The organism is Corynebacterium sp. HFH0082 (genome assembly GCF_000411235.1).
Lineage (GTDB): Bacteria > Actinomycetota > Actinomycetes > Mycobacteriales > Mycobacteriaceae > Corynebacterium > Corynebacterium jeikeium_D.
The window spans coordinates 363,428-381,392 of the sequence record NZ_KE150404.1 but is presented as its reverse complement, the minus strand read 5'-3'; the positions used below and the strand labels follow the sequence as shown (position 1 = coordinate 381,392).

The 17,965-nt window shown below is 58.4% G+C and carries 13 protein-coding genes; 5 read left to right on the top strand and 8 right to left on the bottom strand.

Annotation, left to right across the window (positions count from 1 at the left end; genetic code table 11):
- The 6 genes from HMPREF1206_RS01595 to HMPREF1206_RS01570 form a co-directional block, all read right to left on the bottom strand.
- On the bottom strand, positions 1 to 843 hold the full coding sequence (locus tag HMPREF1206_RS01595; protein ID WP_016421660.1) for a hypothetical protein: 843 nt from the start codon (positions 841 to 843) through the stop codon (positions 1 to 3).
- On the bottom strand, positions 840 to 1,175 hold the full coding sequence (locus tag HMPREF1206_RS01590) for a PadR family transcriptional regulator (RefSeq protein ID WP_016421659.1): 336 nt from the start codon (positions 1,173 to 1,175) through the stop codon (positions 840 to 842). The genes HMPREF1206_RS01595 and HMPREF1206_RS01590 overlap by 4 nt, the downstream gene beginning before the upstream one ends.
- 258 nt (positions 1,176 to 1,433) lie before the next feature.
- Positions 1,434 to 2,606 (bottom strand): alpha/beta hydrolase, encoded by a 1,173-nt coding sequence (locus tag HMPREF1206_RS01585; RefSeq protein WP_016421658.1) that lies wholly within the window; start codon positions 2,604 to 2,606, stop codon positions 1,434 to 1,436.
- Positions 2,607 to 2,748: 142 nt separating this feature from the next.
- Positions 2,749 to 4,305, bottom strand: a complete 1,557-nt coding sequence (gene glpK / locus HMPREF1206_RS01580) for a glycerol kinase GlpK (protein WP_016421657.1) — start codon at positions 4,303 to 4,305, stop codon at positions 2,749 to 2,751.
- An 83-nt stretch (positions 4,306 to 4,388) separates the two neighbouring features.
- Positions 4,389 to 5,138 (bottom strand): MIP/aquaporin family protein, encoded by a 750-nt coding sequence (locus tag HMPREF1206_RS01575; protein WP_016421656.1) that lies wholly within the window; start codon positions 5,136 to 5,138, stop codon positions 4,389 to 4,391.
- 246 nt (positions 5,139 to 5,384) lie between these two features.
- On the bottom strand, positions 5,385 to 7,121 hold the full coding sequence (locus HMPREF1206_RS01570; protein ID WP_016421655.1) for a glycerol-3-phosphate dehydrogenase/oxidase: 1,737 nt from the start codon (positions 7,119 to 7,121) through the stop codon (positions 5,385 to 5,387).
- A gap of 430 nt (positions 7,122 to 7,551) precedes the next feature.
- Between HMPREF1206_RS01570 and HMPREF1206_RS01565 the strand changes: the two genes are divergently transcribed.
- Together HMPREF1206_RS01565 and HMPREF1206_RS01560 are read left to right on the top strand one after the other, a co-directional pair.
- Positions 7,552 to 9,201, top strand: coding sequence for a 1-acyl-sn-glycerol-3-phosphate acyltransferase (locus tag HMPREF1206_RS01565; RefSeq protein WP_016421654.1), 1,650 nt, complete (start codon positions 7,552 to 7,554; stop codon positions 9,199 to 9,201).
- Positions 9,202 to 9,207: 6 nt separating this feature from the next.
- Positions 9,208 to 10,041: a Cof-type HAD-IIB family hydrolase gene (locus HMPREF1206_RS01560; protein WP_016421653.1), complete on the top strand. Its 834-nt coding sequence runs from the start codon at positions 9,208 to 9,210 to the stop codon at positions 10,039 to 10,041.
- Between the two features lie 53 nt (positions 10,042 to 10,094).
- On the opposite strand, the gene HMPREF1206_RS01555 is transcribed toward HMPREF1206_RS01560, so the two are convergent.
- Positions 10,095 to 12,536 carry an N-acetylmuramoyl-L-alanine amidase gene (locus HMPREF1206_RS01555; RefSeq protein WP_016421652.1) on the bottom strand — a complete coding sequence of 814 codons (2,442 nt, stop codon included), beginning with the start codon at positions 12,534 to 12,536 and terminating at the stop codon, positions 10,095 to 10,097.
- A gap of 84 nt (positions 12,537 to 12,620) precedes the next feature.
- The gene (locus HMPREF1206_RS01550; RefSeq protein ID WP_016421651.1) at positions 12,621 to 14,126 is read right to left on the bottom strand and encodes an N-acetylmuramoyl-L-alanine amidase; all 1,506 of its coding nucleotides are present in this window, start codon (positions 14,124 to 14,126) and stop codon (positions 12,621 to 12,623) included.
- Positions 14,127 to 14,455: 329 nt separating this feature from the next.
- Here HMPREF1206_RS01550 and glf point away from each other — a divergent pair, with 329 nt between their 5' ends.
- From glf to HMPREF1206_RS01535, 3 genes are all read left to right on the top strand, one after another.
- A complete protein-coding gene (glf, locus tag HMPREF1206_RS01545) occupies positions 14,456 to 15,652 on the top strand; it encodes a UDP-galactopyranose mutase (RefSeq protein ID WP_042388989.1) in 1,197 nt (398 codons plus the stop codon).
- 36 nt (positions 15,653 to 15,688) lie between these two features.
- The gene (locus HMPREF1206_RS01540; RefSeq protein ID WP_231367158.1) at positions 15,689 to 16,609 is read left to right on the top strand and encodes a DMT family transporter; all 921 of its coding nucleotides are present in this window, start codon (positions 15,689 to 15,691) and stop codon (positions 16,607 to 16,609) included.
- Between the two features lie 182 nt (positions 16,610 to 16,791).
- Positions 16,792 to 17,805, top strand: coding sequence for an alpha/beta hydrolase family protein (locus HMPREF1206_RS01535; protein WP_016421648.1), 1,014 nt, complete (start codon positions 16,792 to 16,794; stop codon positions 17,803 to 17,805).
- Positions 17,806 to 17,965: the final 160 nt, after the last annotated feature.

Genomic DNA, 17,965 nt, shown 5'->3' with positions numbered 1-17,965 from the left:
CTAAGCCACCCCAGCTTTCTTCCACGTAGCCTTCAGCCCGGCGAAGAGAGGTAGGGCAAGGCATGCGGCCGAAGCCGCGACCGATGCCACGGCAACACCAGCTTGGACTAATGCCGGATTGGTCTTGGAGTTTTCTTCCGAGAGGACGCCGATCAGCTGAGATGGCGCAATTGTGCTTGCGAGCGCGCCTAGAGACGCAACGCGCAGAGTATCTTCGCGGTCATCTGTCTTGAGCAGCGAAACAGCTGAAAGTCCAGCCCCGGCCGTAGAAACCACGAAGGGAAGAAGCAGAGTTTCCTTCGGTGCTGTCTTCTGAACTGCCTCGCCGTTTAGCTTCCATTTTGTGTGGACTTCTGCAGGCAACTGCTTCCAGGACATAGCCAGTGCGACTCCGTGCGCAACCGTCACGGCTGCGGGGAGGAAAGCGGTCGCCTGCATTGCGCGATCTGGAATTTCAGAGATAACCTCACCGTCAATATCGTCCGGTCGGACAATCCCCAGCTTGGTCGCTACTGCAGCCCAATTGATAGACCAGCCAAAACCCAACAGGTGAGGCTGGAGGATCCGCGGGTCGTCCATGTTCCACAGGGAAGCGCGACCGCTTTTGGTAAATACCCGAAGCGGTTTGGAGAGGTACCTGCGCAAGGTGCTTGGTTCACCAACCTGTTCGGCTACGCAATTTGCGTAGTCGGTCGCCGTTCCCAGCTCTTCGGTCAGGTCCGCGTGGACGTCGTTAAGCTCTTGCAGAAGACTCTCCTGCTCGGCGATGATCGCCTTGCGTTGTGCGTGCGATATGCCGATTTCGCGCAGTTTGTGGTCAATGGCGGTGAGGTAGGTGTTCATTGGGGCTCCTCGGAAAATAGTGCGGTCATGTCGGCGGATAGGTTGATGAAGTCCTGATGTAGCTGCGTGAGTGTTTGCTTTCCTTTATCAGTCAGTGAGTAGTACTTGCGCGGCGGCCCCTTGGGGGATTCCTCCCAGCGATTGCTGATCAAGCCGTTGGTGGTCAGCCTCGAGAGCAGGGGGTAGACGGTTCCCGCAGGCGCGCTGAGGTGGGGGTAGACGTTGAGCTTTGCGACGAGTGCCGCGCCATAGAGCTCTTCGCGAGAAATCAGCTTGAGAATGGCGAGCTCAAGTACCCCTTTCTTCAGTTGTGTCTGTGGACGTTTGGGCATAGCGTTGTGCTTTCTTTCCGGCGGTATGGAGGAATCTGCCCGGGCAGAATGCTCTTCATACCTAGTACCTTGTAATACCAACTATACGCACAGTAGTTTGTATTGCCAAGTACTGGATGCTTTATACGGCGCGGAGAGGGCAGGGCAAAGAAAATGAGGGGCAATTGCCAGAAGGCAATCGCCCCTCATTCCACCGGGTTAGCTCTATGAAGAGCTCGTAACTGCTAGGGAGTGGCTCGGTTCTTTTTTAGCGTTCAATTAGATACGTGCATCAAGCCAGGCAATAGCCGTCGCAATGGCCTCGTGCTGTGCCGGCTCGTTGAAGGTCTCGTGGAACTGGCCTTCAAACTCGATCAGCTGCTTGTCGGTGGACGAGATGCCGTTGTACCAGTCGCGCGAGAAGAACGGCGGCACAATCTCATCCTGGCCACCCATCATGACCAGGGTCGGCTCAACAAAGTCGACGGAGTTGGTGCCGTTGTAGGTGGCGGCAAAAGCCATCTGCTGAGCCATGCCGAGCGAGAGCTTGGAGTTGTTGTACGGATCAGTTTCGTACTCATCACGCACTGCCTGCGAAGAAGAGGTCTTCGAACCCAGCGGGTTGCCAAGCTGAATCAAGTCGCTGCCGGGTAGTGATGGCACGCGCATCTCGGTGCGGTGCGGCACTTCCTTGAGCATGCGAGTGTTGAATGTGGTCATGTCCTGGAATGGCAGGCGCTGGTAAATCGTCGGCTGCGCCTCGCGCTGGACATCGGTCATGGCCTCTGGGGTGATGGTTTCGCCCTCGTCCGTGCCACCGTAGGGGTTGAAAAGAGCGCCACCACCGTTGGCGACAATGCCATCGACACTGCCCGGGTACTTGATGCCGTGGAAGTCCACGGCAAGGCCGCCCATGGAGTGGCCGAGCAGGAAGGTCTTCGTGCTCGGGTGATCCGCCTTGGCCTTTTCGACGAGCATGTGCAGGTCATCGACAAGCGAGTGGAAATCATCAATATGACCACGGGCAACTGGGGTTCCTTCGACCTGGCCCGAGTGGCCGTGCCCACGGTGGTCAATGCGGTAAACGTTGTAGCCGGCGTTCAGCAGCTTGCCGGTTACCCACTCGTAGCGACCCAGGTGTTCTGCAGCGCCATGCACGACGACGACAGTGGCTTTGGCATTCGGGATGGTGTTGGACTTCCAGTAAATCTGGGTGCCCTTGCCATCCTGTGAGGTCATGTAGCCGTCGGTGACCGTAACGTGGCGTCCGTCAACCGTAGTGGTTGGTGCCGGGGTGGTGGGCAGCTCGACCATTGCAGTGGACTGCGGGTCGGGAGTTGGTTCCAGCGGGTTCTTGATGAAGTCCGTTGGGGCTGCTGATGCTGCCGGGGTGGCCAGGGCCAAAGTCAGGGCGGTGGTCACACTCGCAGTGAAAATTGATGCGCGACGCATGATTGCTCTTTTCTGTTTTCAATCGAGGAGTGGATGATAGTTATAATAATTTTATTATAACAAACAAGCCCTGAATTTATAATAAAAATAGCCCGGAAAACCGAATAGGTTTTCCGGGCTATTTTTCGGCTCTTACGAGGACTTATTCAGGCTTCGGTGCCTCCTCAGCATCCGTATCCTCGATCCAACCGTAGGTGCGTTCAACGGCACGGTTCCACTGGTGGAACAGGCGATCGCGCTCTTCGGCCTCCATCTTCGGATGCCACTTCTTGTCAATCGTGATGTGAGCCTTGACCTCATCCAGGTTCGACCAGAAGCCAATGCCAAGGCCCGCAGCGTATGCCGCACCAAGAGCCGTGGTTTCAATGTTGTTCGGGCGTGTGACAGCGACATTCAGGATGTCGGACTGGAACTGCATGAGGAACTCGTTCATGGTCATGCCACCATCAACGCTCAGCGTTGTGATGTCCGTGTCGGATTCTGCGACCATGGCGTCGAGGACCTCGCGGGTCTGGTACGCAGCAGCCTCCAGCACAGCACGGGCAATGTGGTGTCGGTTGACGAAACGGGTCAAACCGACGATGACGCCACGAGCGTCCGGCTGCCAACGAGGTGCAAAAAGACCGGAGAAGGCCGGCACGATGTACACGCCGCCGTTATCCTTGACGCTCTTTGCCTTGTTCTCAATGGATGCCGCATTCGGAATCATCTGCAGCTCGTCACGCAGCCACTGAACAAGTGCACCGCCCATGGAGACGGAGCCCTCGAGAGCGTAGACCGGCTTCTCTCCCTCGACCTGGTAGCAGACGGTGGAGATGAGTCCGTGGTCAGACCACTTCGGCTTCTCGCCAGTATTCATTAGCATGAACAGCCCAGTGCCGTAGGTGTTCTTGGTGTCGCCCTCGCCGAAGCAGCCCTGGCCGAACATGGCGGCCTGCTGGTCGCCGAGGATGCCAGTAACCGGTCGCCCTGCAAGAGAGCCACGGGCACGGATATGGCCGAAGTCGCCTACCGACGGTCGGATGTCAGGCAGCATCGACATCGGAATGCCAATTTCACGGCAAATGTCCTCATCCCACTCGAGGGTCTTGAGGTCCATCAGGAGAGTACGGGAGGCGTTGGTGACGTCGGTTGCGTGAACTGCATCTTCGCCGTTGTCGCCCTCTGCGCCACCGGTGAGATTCCACAGCAGCCAAGTATCGATGGTGCCGAAGAGCAGGTCGCCAGCCTCAGCCTTTTCGCGAGCTCCCTCGACGTTGTCGAGAATCCAGCGCACCTTCGGGCCGGCTGGGTAGGAGTTGATACGTAGGCCCGTGGTCTCACGCCAGCGGTCAGCGCCTTCATCCCCCATGAGTTCCTTGCAGATCTCATTCGTGCGGGTGTCCTGCCAGACGATGGCGTTGTAAACCGGTTCACCAGTGTTCTTGTCCCAGACGACAGTGGTTTCACGCTGGTTGGTGATGCCAATTGCTTCAACATCCTCAGAAGGCAGGTCGACATCGGCGAGAGCTTCGCTGACTACTCGACGGGTGTTGGCCCAAATCTCCTGGGCGTCGTGCTCGACCCAGCCCTCTTCCGGGAAAATCTGCTTGTGTTCCATCTGCGCAACAGTGACGATCTCTGCGTCATGGTTGAAGATGATGCAGCGGGTGGAAGTAGTTCCCTGGTCAATAGCGAGGACGTATTTGCTGTGCATCATGGGGATACTCCTAGAGAAATTGTGTGTGAATGTGAGTGTTCAGGCTTGCGATATTTTATTGTGCGATAACTCTCATATTCCCGTTATCCGATGGCAAAGGCAAGAGCGCCTGCAGCCACGGCTGCCAGCATCGGTGCGACAATCGGAACCCATGCGTATGCCCAGTTCGCATCGCCCTTGCCCTTAATCGGGAGCACGAAAGCGTAGGCCAAACGGGGGCCGAGGTCACGGACAGGGTTGATGGCGTATCCGGTCGGGGAACCAAGGGAAAGTCCAATCGACACAATGATGAACGAGACACCGAAGTAGGTCAGCGGACCAAGCTCGCCGCCGGCTGGGCCGAACAGGATGAATGCGAGCAGAACGAACGTCGCGATGAACTCGGTGACGGCATTCCAAAAGTTATTTGGGTGAACCGGCGCGGTGAAGAAGTTGCCGCCAGTTTCGGCATTCGCATTGGTTGGGTTGCCGTTTTCGTCGACACCATTGGCGTCGAACAGCTGCTTCAAAGCGGCCCAAGCCAGGATTGCACCTACGAATGCGCCCAACAGCTGACCTGCAACATAGTACGGAACCAGGTCCCATCCCAGGCTGCCCTTGATGGCCAGGGCAACGGTTACCGCAGGGTTCAAGTGCCCACCGGATACGTCGGCAATAGATGCACCAGCGAAAACAGCCATACCCCAGCCGAAGGCAATGCCCAACCAGCCTGCATTTGCAGCGCGGGTTGTCCGGAGGTTGATAGAAGCACAGACTCCGTTACCGAGGAGGATTAGAATGGCGGTTCCGAAAAACTCCCAGAGGAATGCCTGGGATCCTGTGATTGTCTCCATGAGATGTAGAAACTCTCTGTGAGTCGTGACCGGGCGAGGTCACGATGAATCTTGCAACGTAAATTCTTTGGGTATAAGAAATGCCGGCGAGAACGGATTTTTCGCCGGCACTTTTATTTCGACCCCATCAGTCCCTTGAAGTGCGAAGCCGTTTTCCCAAGAGGGAAACCTATTTCGTTGTGGCTACAGCGTTGGTGGCCATTTGAGCACTAACTCGTACGGCCACCGGCGGAGGGGAGGGGCGAACTAGCGGTCGAGGCTGACGTCGACATCCGCGCGAGTTTCCACTGCATGAGCAGCAATCTCGTTAGCGGCCTTGTCAGTCAGCTCACGTTCAGCTGCCAGGGTTGCTTCGACACGCTCGATGAAGACCTTAATCTCCTTCTCCATCGTGTCCTTGTCCCAACCCAGAGCTGGGGCAACCAGTTCAGCGGTGGCCCGGGCGCTGTCGACACCGCGGTGTGCGTACTCCATGGAGACACGCAGGCGGCGCTCCAGGATGTCGTCGAGGTGCATTGCGCCTTCGTGAGTCACTGCGTAGAGAACCTCAGCGCGCATGTACTGCTCAGCAGCCTCCAGTGGCTCGAGAAGGGACTTGTCCTCGGCTGTCGGAGCCAGAACCTCGTAGATGAGGGAGCCGTAACGGTTGAGCAGGTGCTCGACCTGCTTCTCGGTGATACCGAACTGCTTGGCCAGTGCTGGCTTCTGGTTGTTCAGTGCGTGGTATCCGTCAGCGCCGAGCAGCGGGACATCTGCAGTGACGGACTCCGGTACCTTGCGTGGGACGTCCTGGACTGCAGCGTCGATGGTGTCAGCACCGATGACGCGGTAGGTGGTGTACTTACCGCCTGCGACGGAAACCATGCCCGGGGCAACGTGGGCAACAGCGTGGTTGCGGGAGAGGTTGGTGGTGGAGTCGGAGTCGCCTTCCACCAGTGGACGCAGACCCGAGTAGACACCGACGATGTCGTCGTAAGTAATTGGACGGCGAACCTTGGCGTTGACGTGATCGAGGATGTAGTCGATGTCAGCGCGGGTAGCTGCCGGGTTGGCCAGGTTCATGGTCCAGTCGGTGTCGGTGGTACCGATAATCCAGTACTCACCCCACGGAATCACGAACAGGACGGACTTCTCGGTCACGAAGGTCATTGCCACCGAGCCCTCAAGAGCGGACTTCGGAATAACAATGTGGACACCCTTGGAGGTGTGGACGCGGAACTTGCCCGTGACGCCAGCCAGCTTCTCAATCTCATCGGACCAAATACCGGTGGCATTGACGAAAACGCTGCCGCGGATGGTGGTGGTGGCGCCGGTGTCGGTGTCAAGGAGCTTCGCGCCGACGATGCGCTCGCCTTCCTTCACGAAGTCGACAACCTGAGTGGAGGTGCGGACGTCAGCGCCGAAGTGAGCAGCGGTGCGCAGGACAGTCATGGTGTGACGGGCATCGTCAACCAGAGTGTCGTAGTAGCGAACGCCGCCGACCACGGCATCTTCCTTCAGTCCCGGAGCCTGCTTCAGGGTCCCCTTGCGGGAGTAGTGCTTCTGCATCGGAACCTGCTTGGCGCCACCCATGACGTCGTAAAGGAAGAAGCCCGATGCCATGAACGGGCGCTCCCACACGCGGTGGGTCAGCGGGAAGACGAAGCGCAGTGGCTTAACCAGGTGCGGTGCCAGGTGCGACATGGACAGTTCGCGCTCGCGCAGGGATTCAGCTACCAGGCGGAAGTCCAACATCTGCAGGTAGCGCAGACCGCCGTGGAACATCTTGGAGGAGCGGCTGGAGGTACCGCCTGCGAAGTCACGAGTTTCAATGACCGCAGTCTTCAAACCACGGGTTGCGGCATCGAGCGCAGCGCCAGCGCCTACAGAACCGCCGCCGATAATGACGACGTCGTATTGCTCGGTACCGAATTTCTCCCAGGTCTTTTCATGCTGTTCCTTATTTAGAACTGCAGATGGGGCGAGAGATGAAGAGGACGACATTTTCCAATCCTTCCCGGTGGGGGCGTTGATTTTTCGTCGAAGAGAATTTCTCGGCTCACGGCTCAGGTTACCAAAACTCGGCTTACTTGTAAGCGGTAACTTACGGTTACGTAGATATAAACAATGGGTCAAAAAGCCAAGAAAACCCGCCCCAAAATGTTGTCTGGTTTTCCGCAGGTAGATAGGTATGTTAATAGAGGTTTACTGCTTTTAGAATGAATGCCCGCCAGCGGAGCCCACCCCATAACGGGGGTGGTAAAAGCGACTATGGGGTGTACCGGGACTGTATGACAGGTGCGCAGTACGCGCAAGGGGGATGTACCTGGTTTTTACACATAGATCTGGGCCTGTAACGACATTTATTCATGGGTCTCAGATACCAGCACATATTGCCCCGCTAAGGGGTGCGAAAGATTGTAGAGTAAAGGCCATGTTCAAGGATCCTGTGTACTTAACGATTATCGGATTGGCGCGCACCGTTTTCTTTGCCCAAGGTTTGAAGTTCACCGTTAAGGGCTGGGAAAACGTGCCGAAAGACTCTGGCGCCGTTCTCGTTACTAACCACACCGGATACATGGACTTCACCTATGTCGGTCTTCCATTCCGCAAGCACCGCCGTTTTGTCCGTTTTATGGCGAAGAAGGAAGTCTTCGACCATTCGATCGCAGGACCAATCATGCGTGCTTGTAAACACATTCCGGTCGACCGCACCGACGGCTCCAAGTCTTTCGAAGAGGCCTGCGCAAAGCTGGAAAACGACGAGTTGGTAGGCATCTTCCCGGAGTCGACTATCTCTCGCAGCTTTGAAGTCAAGAATCTGAAGTCCGGTGCGGTGCGTATGGCGCAGCGCACCGGCAAGCCCATCATCCCAGTGCTGATTGTGGGATCCCAGCGCGTGTGGACGAAGGGGCACCCCAAGCATCTCGGCCGCAGCAATACTCCGATTCATATTACGGTTTTGCCGCCGTGGACCCCGGAGGGCGATCCGGCAGAAGCCACCGAAAAGCTACACGAAATCATGGATCAGGGTGTCCGTCAGCTCTGGGACGAGTACGCAGCTGAAGAAGGTCCCCTGCCGAAGGGCGCCTACTGGGTACCGGCTCGCCTTGGCGGCGGCGCACCGACTTTCGAAGAGGCCCAGGCAGAGGACCTGAAAGTCGAAGAAGAGCGTCAGCGTATCCGTCATTTGCGTGGTGATCTGGCCGCATTCAAGGAAAAGCTAGCCGAGTCGGCACGTGAATTCGGCGATAGTGCGCGTGAGTTCGGCGATCAGACCAGGCAGCAGTTCCTCGATGCCTCGCAAACTATGAGCGCGGAGTCTGCTCGCCGAAGGGAACAGACGACCGCCTTGTTGGCGCAGTTCCGTCAGTCTGTGGAACAGATGGCTGATGATGTCGTCGCCGGTGCTAAGGAGAGCAAGGAGTCCGTGCGTACGGCCACGGATTCGATGCGCGTGACGTTCCGCGAAGCGTACGTGCAGCTAGAGAAAGCCTCCGCCTCCGGTGTCGAGCAGACGCAGCAGACCGTTTACCGTCTTATCGGCCAGTCGATGATGATTCGCGACAAGCTTCCACAGCGCTTGAACAGGCTCATCACCGCTCAGCCGGAGACGTTCATCTTCGATTACCCCGCATCGCTTGCCGACGACGCGGGCAATATCAGCGAAGAAACCATGAAGGCCTTGCAGCAGCTCGGCGATGCCGGAGCCACAATCGTTGTTCTGCACGAACCGGGAGATAAGCCGAATCTATCGGCTTTGGAGTCGGTTGACCTGCAGGTCGTGGAACTCCCGGAGGGCGCCAGCAAGCTGGACGTCACAAATGCGGTGGTTAGCACGCTGCGCAAGCAGGCTCGCAAGGAAGAAACCGCGATTCTTTTTGCCGGTCGCTCGAACTTTGAGGAAGCCACACAGCGTGTCGGCATGCCGGTAGTTACGGCCGATGCGGACTGGTCCCTGCTGAAGAACGCGGATTGGGTAATCGACACGGTCGAGCATGGGGGAGTAGCCGCAACGCTGCAGTTGTTGCACGACCGGTTCTGCGATGACGGTGAAGATGACAACAGTGAGGACGGCAAGTAGTTCGAAGTGACCGAGAGACTACATCCACTACTCGTAGCTTCGGATATTGACGGGACGTTCATCGACTCGCGGGAGCGGGTAACTCCCCGCCTGCGACAGGCCGTCACGCGAATGCTACGCCGCGGAACCCCGTTGGTGCTGGCCACGGGAAGGCCGGCTCGGTGGTTGCAACCAGTGCTCGAGCAGCTGCCGGTTCAGCCGTTGTGCGTGTGTGCCAATGGCGCCGTGATTTACGACTCCGGCCGTGATGAAGTGGTTGCCGCCAACACACTGAAGCCGGAGACGCTGCGATACGTCGTCAAGCATGCGCGCGAAGCGGCGCGATCCATCGGTGGAATCGGCATTGCGGCAGAGCGCGCTGGGACGTCGGCGAATGATGCCATCGATGAGCTTTTTGTGGTGGCGCCGTCCTATGACCATGCGTGGGAATCGGATGAGCACGGTGAGCTTGCTGAAGAGGCCGTGTTGTCAGAACCCGCGACGAAACTCTTGCTGCGAAACTCAGATGTGAACAGTGCCCAGCTATATGAGCTGGTCACTCCCGCAATTGACGCGAGCTTGGCGCACGTGACCTACTCCATGCCGGACGGGCTGTTGGAGGTGTCCGCGCCGGGCGTGACTAAGCGCGCCGGGCTGGAATACGTGTCTGAACTGGTCGGAGCGACCGCGAAAGATGTGGTCTGCTTCGGTGACATGCCGAACGATATCGAGATGCTGTCGTGGGCGGGCACGGGTGTGGCCATGGGCAATGCGGCTGACAACGTCAAGGAGATTGCAGACGAAATCACCGCCACCAATGATGATGACGGTGTTGCTCGTGTGCTGGAGCGCTGGTTCTAGCTAGCCTCGAGGGTTTCCTCGCGCCAGCTAGCTCACCCAGCGCTCGACAGCGTTTACTTCAGCTCGGTCTTGACTTCGCCGGTGGTGCGGTCGAAGGTGATTGAACCGTTCTGGAACTCAGCGCGCTCGATGTTTCCATCGACCACCTGGGTCTTCGTCGGAGCGCCCAGCTTGCCGACCTCGAAGCCCTGGCGGGCCCACTCATCAGCAATCTTGCCCCAGATAGCGTGAGCGCCGGTGGTGTCGGAGTCGGTGATTACGCCGTTGGAGAACTTCACGTAGCGCAGGGCATCGGCCTGGCCAGCATTGTTCGCCACGGTAGAACCGCTCTGGATACCGGACATTGCGTAACCGAGAACGGAGCCCATTTCCTCGGAAACTTGGCGCCATTCGGCAGCCAGGTCGTTCTGCTCATTGATAGTGATGATCTGGTCAATCAGGACCGGCAGGTCAGCGATCGACGGGCCGTTTTCAATCGAGCGTCCAACGGCACCCAGAATCGCATCGGCGGTCTGTCCGAGCCCCGGTGCGCCGAGCATGCCCAGCGCCGAGGCCAGCATCGAACGTGCACCCGAGACTGTCTCCAGAGCTTGTGCCTTCTGCTGCTCGTCGGATGCGCTCGGCGAGGAGGAGTTGCTCTGCTCGCTTGCCGACGGTGCGGAGGAGTCAGCCGTAGCAGTGTCACTGGTGTTCGTGGCGTCGGTTGGCTCCGAGGTATCCGAAGTGCCCGAGGTGGTCGAGTCGGAGCTCGACGTTGTCGACGAAGTGGTGCTCGATGCGCTCGATGCGCTCGAGGACTTCTCGGAGGACGAGGTCGTGGACGTACCCGTCGATGCCGAGGTGGTCGAAGTGGTCGAGGTAGTAGAGGTCGACGTGCTCGACTCGGTCGATTCGCTCGACTGCGAGTCTGTGTTCTCGGTGGTCTTATCGTCCTTTTCATCCTGCGGAACGAGGAGATCAATCAAGCCGTCAGGGCCCTCATTATCAATCTTTCCGCTGGTGAGAGAGTTGTACTTCTTCTCGGCAATCGAGCGGATCTTGCTCATCTGGGCGTAGCCAGCATCACCTGGGCAGGTGGTGTTACCAACGTCGCGGTGCGCGAAGATTGTCGGCAGAGTGACCTGCTGGCCGTATCCATACTTGGCGTAGCTGGTGCCACCCGAAGTCATCTGAATCTGGCCGGTCGGCTTAATGCCGGCGACCTTCAGGCGCCAACCAATCATATTGCCCACCGAGTTCAGTGCGGCCTCGCTGGGAGCAACCGAAGAGTAGTTACCCATCATGGAGATGCCGAAAGTACCGGTGTTGAAGCCACCTGCGTGTGCGCCCTGGACATTCTTATCCAGCCCACCGTAGCGGCCCTCGTAGATGTTGCCGTACTTGTCGACAAGAGCGTTGTATCCGATGTCGCACCAGCCCAGAGTCTGTGCGTGGTACTGGTAGATGCCGCGGACGATACCAGCGGACTGGCTCTCGGTGTAGTTGTTTGAACCAGCGGTGTGGTGCACGGTGGCACCGACAAGCTTGCTGTCGTAGTCCGCGCCCTTACAGCGGTTGTTTTCGTTGGCGCCCCAGCCGGCACGGGTAATGACCTTCGGCATGCCCGTGACATTCTTGGCATCCACAATTGGGTCGATGCCGGATGCAGCAGCCTGGCCGTCGATTAGCACTGCGTCGACCTGGTCGATTGGCAGTTCATCGGCGACCGGTTCGATGTCCGTCCACTTCACTGGGAGATTCGGCGAGTCCAGATTTGCAGCGTCGTTAGCGCTCGGAGCAGTCGGGTCATCGAGTGCGTCCCCAGGAGCTGCATCCGGAGTCAGCTGGTAGTCGGAAGCGGCCTCGGCGACATCCTTGGCAGCATCCGTAGCGGAATCCTTTGCATCCTCTACGGCCTTCTTCGCGCCCTCAGCATTAATTTCGTCGAGGTTGAGCTTGGATAGATCCAGCTTCTCAGCGCCCTTGATGTCCTTCAGATCCACGCCGGAACCCGGACCGAAGATGTTAAGTCCGTGGGTGGAAACCTGAACGCGCTTGGTTGGCTCGATGTAGATGAGCTCCGTTCCGTTCAGGCCGTTGCCATTGCCTTCAGCGGGGTAGTCCGGGTCAACGCTGAACCAGTCGGACCAGGAGCCGTCTGCTCGCTCGGCGCGGACGAAGCTGGCGATATCAGGGTCACCGGCCCACGTCAGCGCAAACTGGGAAAACTCAGTATCGGAGGTAATTTCCTTGACGACACCGCGGTTGGGATGAGCTTCGTCGGCAAGCGACTGCGTTGCGATTGCTGCATCTTCGACGAGAACGGAGACGCTGTCTGCAAGCGACTTGCTCTGGACAACCGGGTCGATGGGGCCGGCGCCGTTTTCCTCAATGAGGTCATAAGCGGCACCTGCGCCGACAACGGCAACGGGTGTCAGGGCAAGGGTCGCCACGGCAGCGAGTACCAAGGATTGCTTGGCACCTGCGCGGCGATTGATGCGGCGGCGACTAAACACGGTAATAACTCCTGGGTGATTACGAAAATCTGGTGTTACACCACAAATGTGATGTGGTTATGCCTGGATTAGATAAGCGGGGGCTTAGTTCTGAGGTGCGAACCAGGCCTGCGTAGCTTCGGCAGGGTTGGTTGGCAGGGATTCAGTTAGAAACTCACCAACAACCTCGCCTGGCGTGGGCGTTTCCACGTTTCCGAGGGAACCGCCGTTGTCGCCCGACTCGCCGGTGCCCGGAATCGGCGGAATGCTGGCGGCCTCTCCGTCCTGGTTGTTCGGATCCGTCGAGCGGCCGGCGATATCCGCTCCACCGGCACCATCAAACTTGGCTTTGGCTGCAGCGCGGATGGCATCCATCTGCTGGTAGCCGAAGGTGCCCGGGCAGGAGGTGTAGCCGGTGTCGCGGTGACCGAAGATGGCCGGGAGGTTCACGGTCTGGCCGGAGCTGTAGCGTGCCTTCGAGTAGCCGGCGCTGGTCAGCGCGGCGGTGGACATCGGATCGACGCCACCGACCTTCATGCGCCAGCCGACCATCTCGCCGAGTGCGGTGACGGCCGCATCCGGAATCTCCAGCTGGTCGTGATTGCCCATCACCGAGATACCGAAGGTGCCGTTGTTGAAGCCACCTGCGTGTGCGCCCTCGATGTTCTTGTCCAGGCCACCGTAGCGGCCCTCGTAGATGTTGCCGTACTTATCGACCAGCGCGTTGTAGCCAATATCGCCCCAGCCCAGCGTATTTGCGTGGTAGGCATAAATGCCACGGACAATGGCTGGTCCCTGGGACTCTGAGTAGTTATTGGAACCCGCGGTGTGGTGGATGCACGCGCCCTTGAAAGTGCTGTAGGAGCTCGAACCGCTGCGGATGGACTCATCTGCGCCCCACGCTGCACGGCTGATTACATTTGGCGCGCCGGCAATCGACGACTCGTACGCAACTGGCTGAATAACCTCGCCGACCTGCTCTACGCCGTCGATGAAAACTGCCTGGACAGCGTTGAGGGACAATGCGGCCGTAGCGCTGACGAGGTCCTGCAGGGAACCGCCGATAGTGGCGGGGTCAAGGTTGTCGATACCAATGATGTTGCGGGGATCCAGGCCTTCGAGGAGGTTCAGGCCGACAGTCGACACCTGCACGCGACGGGTGGGCTCAACGAACAGCAGCTCGGTGCCGGACTGCCCGGAGTTATTCATCGGACCGTGTGAATCAGCGTGGAACCACGGGCCAAAGCTGCCGTCTTCGCGCTCGGCGCGAACGTAGAGCTGCAGATTGTCATCGCCCGGCCAGGTGAGTGCGAACTGGGAGAACGGTTCGTCGCGGGTGATGTCCTTCACGAATCCGCGAAGCGGGTGCAGGGCATCGGTAATGGCATGGGTGCCGACGGCTGCGTCGTCAATCATCATCGTGACAGCGTCAACCAGCGGCGATGTTGAGATCTTGGCCGCGATGGGGCCTACGCCTGGGCTTTCAACCAGAGTAGGGGCCTGGCGAATACCCCATGTTGCTAGCGGAGCTGCGGCAGTAGTAGCTGCCAGTCCATAGAGGAAGGTGCGACGGCCCATCGACGGGGCATTGATGCGACGGCGAGTTGGCACGGTAAAAGCTCCAAAAAAATGGGGTACAGGGTTATCGACCCGAGGTCTACCCGGGGTCGAAAGGAAGGAAAGTTGCAAAGCAACAGAAAATTCTGAGGAGGATGTTACCAGTGTGACTAAAAAAATCTAGTGAGACATCTGTGTTTCTTCGTTAATTTTGGGAAAATTATCAAATAATGTGACCAAACGAACGTTGGGCTGGGCTCACGTGGACGTCGTAAAGCCCGCGTGTACACCCGCAAACCGGATGGAAATGCAATAGGTTTTAAGGCGTGAGTAGCGAAAAGAACACCACTGCCAATGAATTTGCTCCGAAGTCCCTACAGGACATCAAGGACAACACCTACGACCTCATCGTGGTCGGTTCGGGTTTCTTCGGTTTGACCGTTGCTGAGCGGACCGCCACTGAGCTGGGTAAGCGCGTGCTCGTTGTCGAACGCCGCAACCACATCGGCGGCAACGCCTACTCGGAGGCAGAGCCGGAGACTGGCATCGAGGTGCACAAGTACGGTGCGCACCTGTTCCATACCTCTAATAAGAGGGTGTGGGACTACGTCAACCAGTTCACGGACTTCACCGACTACCAGCACCGCGTGTTCGCTATGTACAAGGGCACCGCGTACCAGTTCCCGATGGGGCTGGGGCTGATCAACCAGTTCTTCGGCAAGTACTACAGCCCGGACGAGGCGCGCCAGCTGATTAAGGACCAGACTGACGGTCTGGATCCGCGGGACGCGAAGAACCTCGAGGAAAAGGCCATCTCCCTGATTGGCCGCCCGCTCTACGAGGCCTTTGTCAAGCACTACACCGCCAAGCAGTGGCAGACCGACCCGAAGAACCTGCCGGCCGGAAACATCACCCGTCTGCCCGTTCGCTACACCTTCAATAACCGCTACTTCAACGACACCTACGAAGGTCTGCCTGTCGACGGCTACACCGCCTGGCTGGAAAACATGGTGACCTCCGACAAGATTGACGTCGTTGTCGATGCCGACTGGTTCGAGGTGCGTGACGAGCTGCGCGCTGTCTCCCCGGATGCTCCGGTCGTCTACACCGGCCCGCTGGACCGCTACTTCGATTACGCAGAGGGCAAGCTCGGATGGCGCACGCTGGACTTCGAGATGGAGGTTGTCAACACCGGCGATTTCCAGGGCACCCCAGTGATGAACTACAACGACGCAGATGTGCCGTACACCCGTATCCACGAGTTCCGCCACTTCCACCCGGAGCGCGATTACGTCAAGGACAAGACGGTAATTGTTAAGGAATACTCCCGCTTCGCCGATGATGGCGACGAGGTCTACTACCCGATCAACACCCCGGAAGATCGCGAGATGCTGGAGGCTTACCGCAAGCTCGCCGCAGCAGAAGCGCAGGAGAACAAGGTCCTCTTCGGTGGTCGCCTGGGTACCTACCAGTACCTGGACATGCACATGGCAATCGGTTCCGCACTGTCGATGTTCGACAACAAGATTGCGCCGTTCTTCAACGACGGCGAAGCAATCGAGCAGGAGCGCGGGCACTAGTTTGCCGCTTGCGGCTCCCGCACTAGTATTGCGCGAGTGTCGCGCGAAGAAAACCAAACCGAAGTTCCCCAGCAGGGGCCATTGCTACAGCGTGTGAACAAGTTTCTCACCCTGCCAGTGGCTCCCGTAATTCTGGTTCTCATCGGTTCTCTCGGCACCCAGGCCGCGGCCGTGCTGGTCACTGGCATGCTTTCCACGGTCGGCGCGCCGGGCATATCGGGCTTGCGCATGACTGCCGCCGCCATCATCATGGTGGTCCTGTTCCGGCCAAAGCTGTCCGGGATGACCCGCGCTCGCGCCATCAACATCGTGGTCTACGGCATCGCTATGGGCATGATGAGCATGATGATTTACGCCGCTATCGCCCGCCTCCCGCAGGGCGTTGCCGTCACCATCGACTTCCTCGGCCCCTGCGTCGTGTCCTTCCTGGGACTGAAAATGTGGCGATCCCGCCTGTGGGCCATCGTCGCTTTCATCGGCGTTGCCCTAATCGCCCAGCCCTCCAATGACCTGGACCTTATCGGCATTGGTTACGCCGCGATCGGCGCGATTTTCTTCGGCGCCTACACACTCTTCTCCGCCCGAATGGGCAGTTCCGAGGGCGGCGGCATGCCGGATCTGGCGCTGTCAGTGGTCGTCGCAGCAATCGTGCTCGCGCCGTTTTCCGTTTCCGCCGCACCGCTTGTCGACGGTTCGATGTGGGCCACCATCGTTATTTCTGGGTTCATTGGTGCTGTTATTCCCTACGTGATGGACACCATCGCTGCGGGAATTGTCTCAGCGGCGGTCGTCGGCACGCTCTTTGCACTAGATCCGGTTATCGGTGCAATCCTGGGCTGGGCGTTTTCCGGTGACCGAGTGACTTGGTCCATGGCGCTGGGCATTGTGCTGATCGCGGTAGCCGGCGCGATTATTACCTGGCGTGGGGCGCGGGAGTCGCGCGAGCTTGCGCAGTAGAAACGCGAATACCGGAACCCGCCGAAAGGTGGGGTTTCGACGTGTTCTGCTGGAAAACAACAGTGAATGCGGGTAAGTTTGTCGAAGATTTATTGTTTCTTAAGGTAATTCCCTGAAGCGGAAACACGCCTGATAGCTCCCACCGGTCGTGGGGAGTCGCACATTGTGAGGAGAATGCACACGTGAAAATCACCTCTACTTTCCGTGGTTGGCGCCGAAAGGTTGCAGCCGTTGCGTCCGCAGCAGCTGTGGCTGCGTCTGCATTGACCATGGCGCCGGCCGCGAGCGCGGCGGGCGACCGAGGTTCGCTGCGCCCGGGTTGTGAATGGGATTCGTACCAGTACTTCACCCAGAAGTGCCAGGTTTATTCGCCGGCCATGGATCGTGATATTCCGGTCCAGATTGTGGCCTCTGCCAATGGTGGTAACAAGGCTCTCTACCTGCTAGATGGCCTGCGTAGCCCGGCTGATGCCTCTGACTGGGTGGAGCACGGTAACGCCCCACGTACTTTTGAGGGATCCAACGTCAACCTGGTTATTCCAGGTGGTGGCGGCGGTAGCTTCTACACCGACTGGAAGCGTCCGTCGGTTAGTGTGCACGGTCCGTTTGTAAACATGTGGGAGACTTTCCTGACTCAGGAACTGCCGGTTTACCTTGAGCGTGAGTTCGGCATTTCTCGCACTGGTAACTCCATTGCAGGTCTGTCCATGGGTGCATCTGCCGCACTGTCGCTGGCATACAACCACCGAGACCAGTTCGGTCAGGCTCTTGCCTTCTCCGGTTACCTGCACACCACTGCGCCGGGTATGACCACTGCAATTGAGGCCGCTCAGCTGTCGGCTGGCTACAGCTCCTTCGACATGTGGGGTGCGCCTATGTCAGCGGAGCGTGTCCGCAATGATCCGTACCTGAACGTCGAGAAGATGAAGGGGCTGGATCTGGTTATTACCTCGGCAAATGGTGTTCCTGATGAGGTTCGTGACCCGAAGAACCTCTACCGGGTCGTCCCGAAGGCCGGTGGCGTTGCGCTGGAGTCGCTGTCCCGCTTGTCCACCCGCGAGTTTGAGTTGCGTGCTCGTACCTCCGGTCTGGATGCGACGTTTGAATACGAGCAGACCGGTATCCACGATTGGCCGACCTGGGATCGCAACCTCCAGAACTCCAAGGCCCGCATCGAAGGTTTCCTCGGAGCTTAAAACTAGAACCTGAACGAAAAAGCCCCTATGCGCAGCAGATAGTCCGCAGCGCGTAGGGGCTTTCACATTCTGGGCTGTCGCTAGCGTGGCAACAAGAGGCAATCCGCCACGGGCACTAGGATGCTATGAGATAGAAACGTCGGTAACTTATCGGCGGCAA

Bases quoted from the DNA above. Each gene is read 5' to 3' on its own strand.
- glpK (WP_016421657.1), bottom strand. From the start codon at position 4,305: ATGATGCACAGCAAATACGTCCTCGCTATTGACCAGGGAACTACTTCC.
- HMPREF1206_RS01585 (WP_016421658.1), bottom strand. From the start codon at position 2,606: ATGCGTCGCGCATCAATTTTCACTGCGAGTGTGACCACCGCCCTGACT.
- HMPREF1206_RS01565 (WP_016421654.1), top strand. From the start codon at position 7,552: ATGTTCAAGGATCCTGTGTACTTAACGATTATCGGATTGGCGCGCACC.
- HMPREF1206_RS01590 (WP_016421659.1), bottom strand. From the start codon at position 1,175: ATGCCCAAACGTCCACAGACACAACTGAAGAAAGGGGTACTTGAGCTC.
- HMPREF1206_RS01570 (WP_016421655.1), bottom strand. From the start codon at position 7,121: ATGTCGTCCTCTTCATCTCTCGCCCCATCTGCAGTTCTAAATAAGGAA.
- HMPREF1206_RS01595 (WP_016421660.1), bottom strand. From the start codon at position 843: ATGAACACCTACCTCACCGCCATTGACCACAAACTGCGCGAAATCGGC.
- HMPREF1206_RS01575 (WP_016421656.1), bottom strand. From the start codon at position 5,138: ATGGAGACAATCACAGGATCCCAGGCATTCCTCTGGGAGTTTTTCGGA.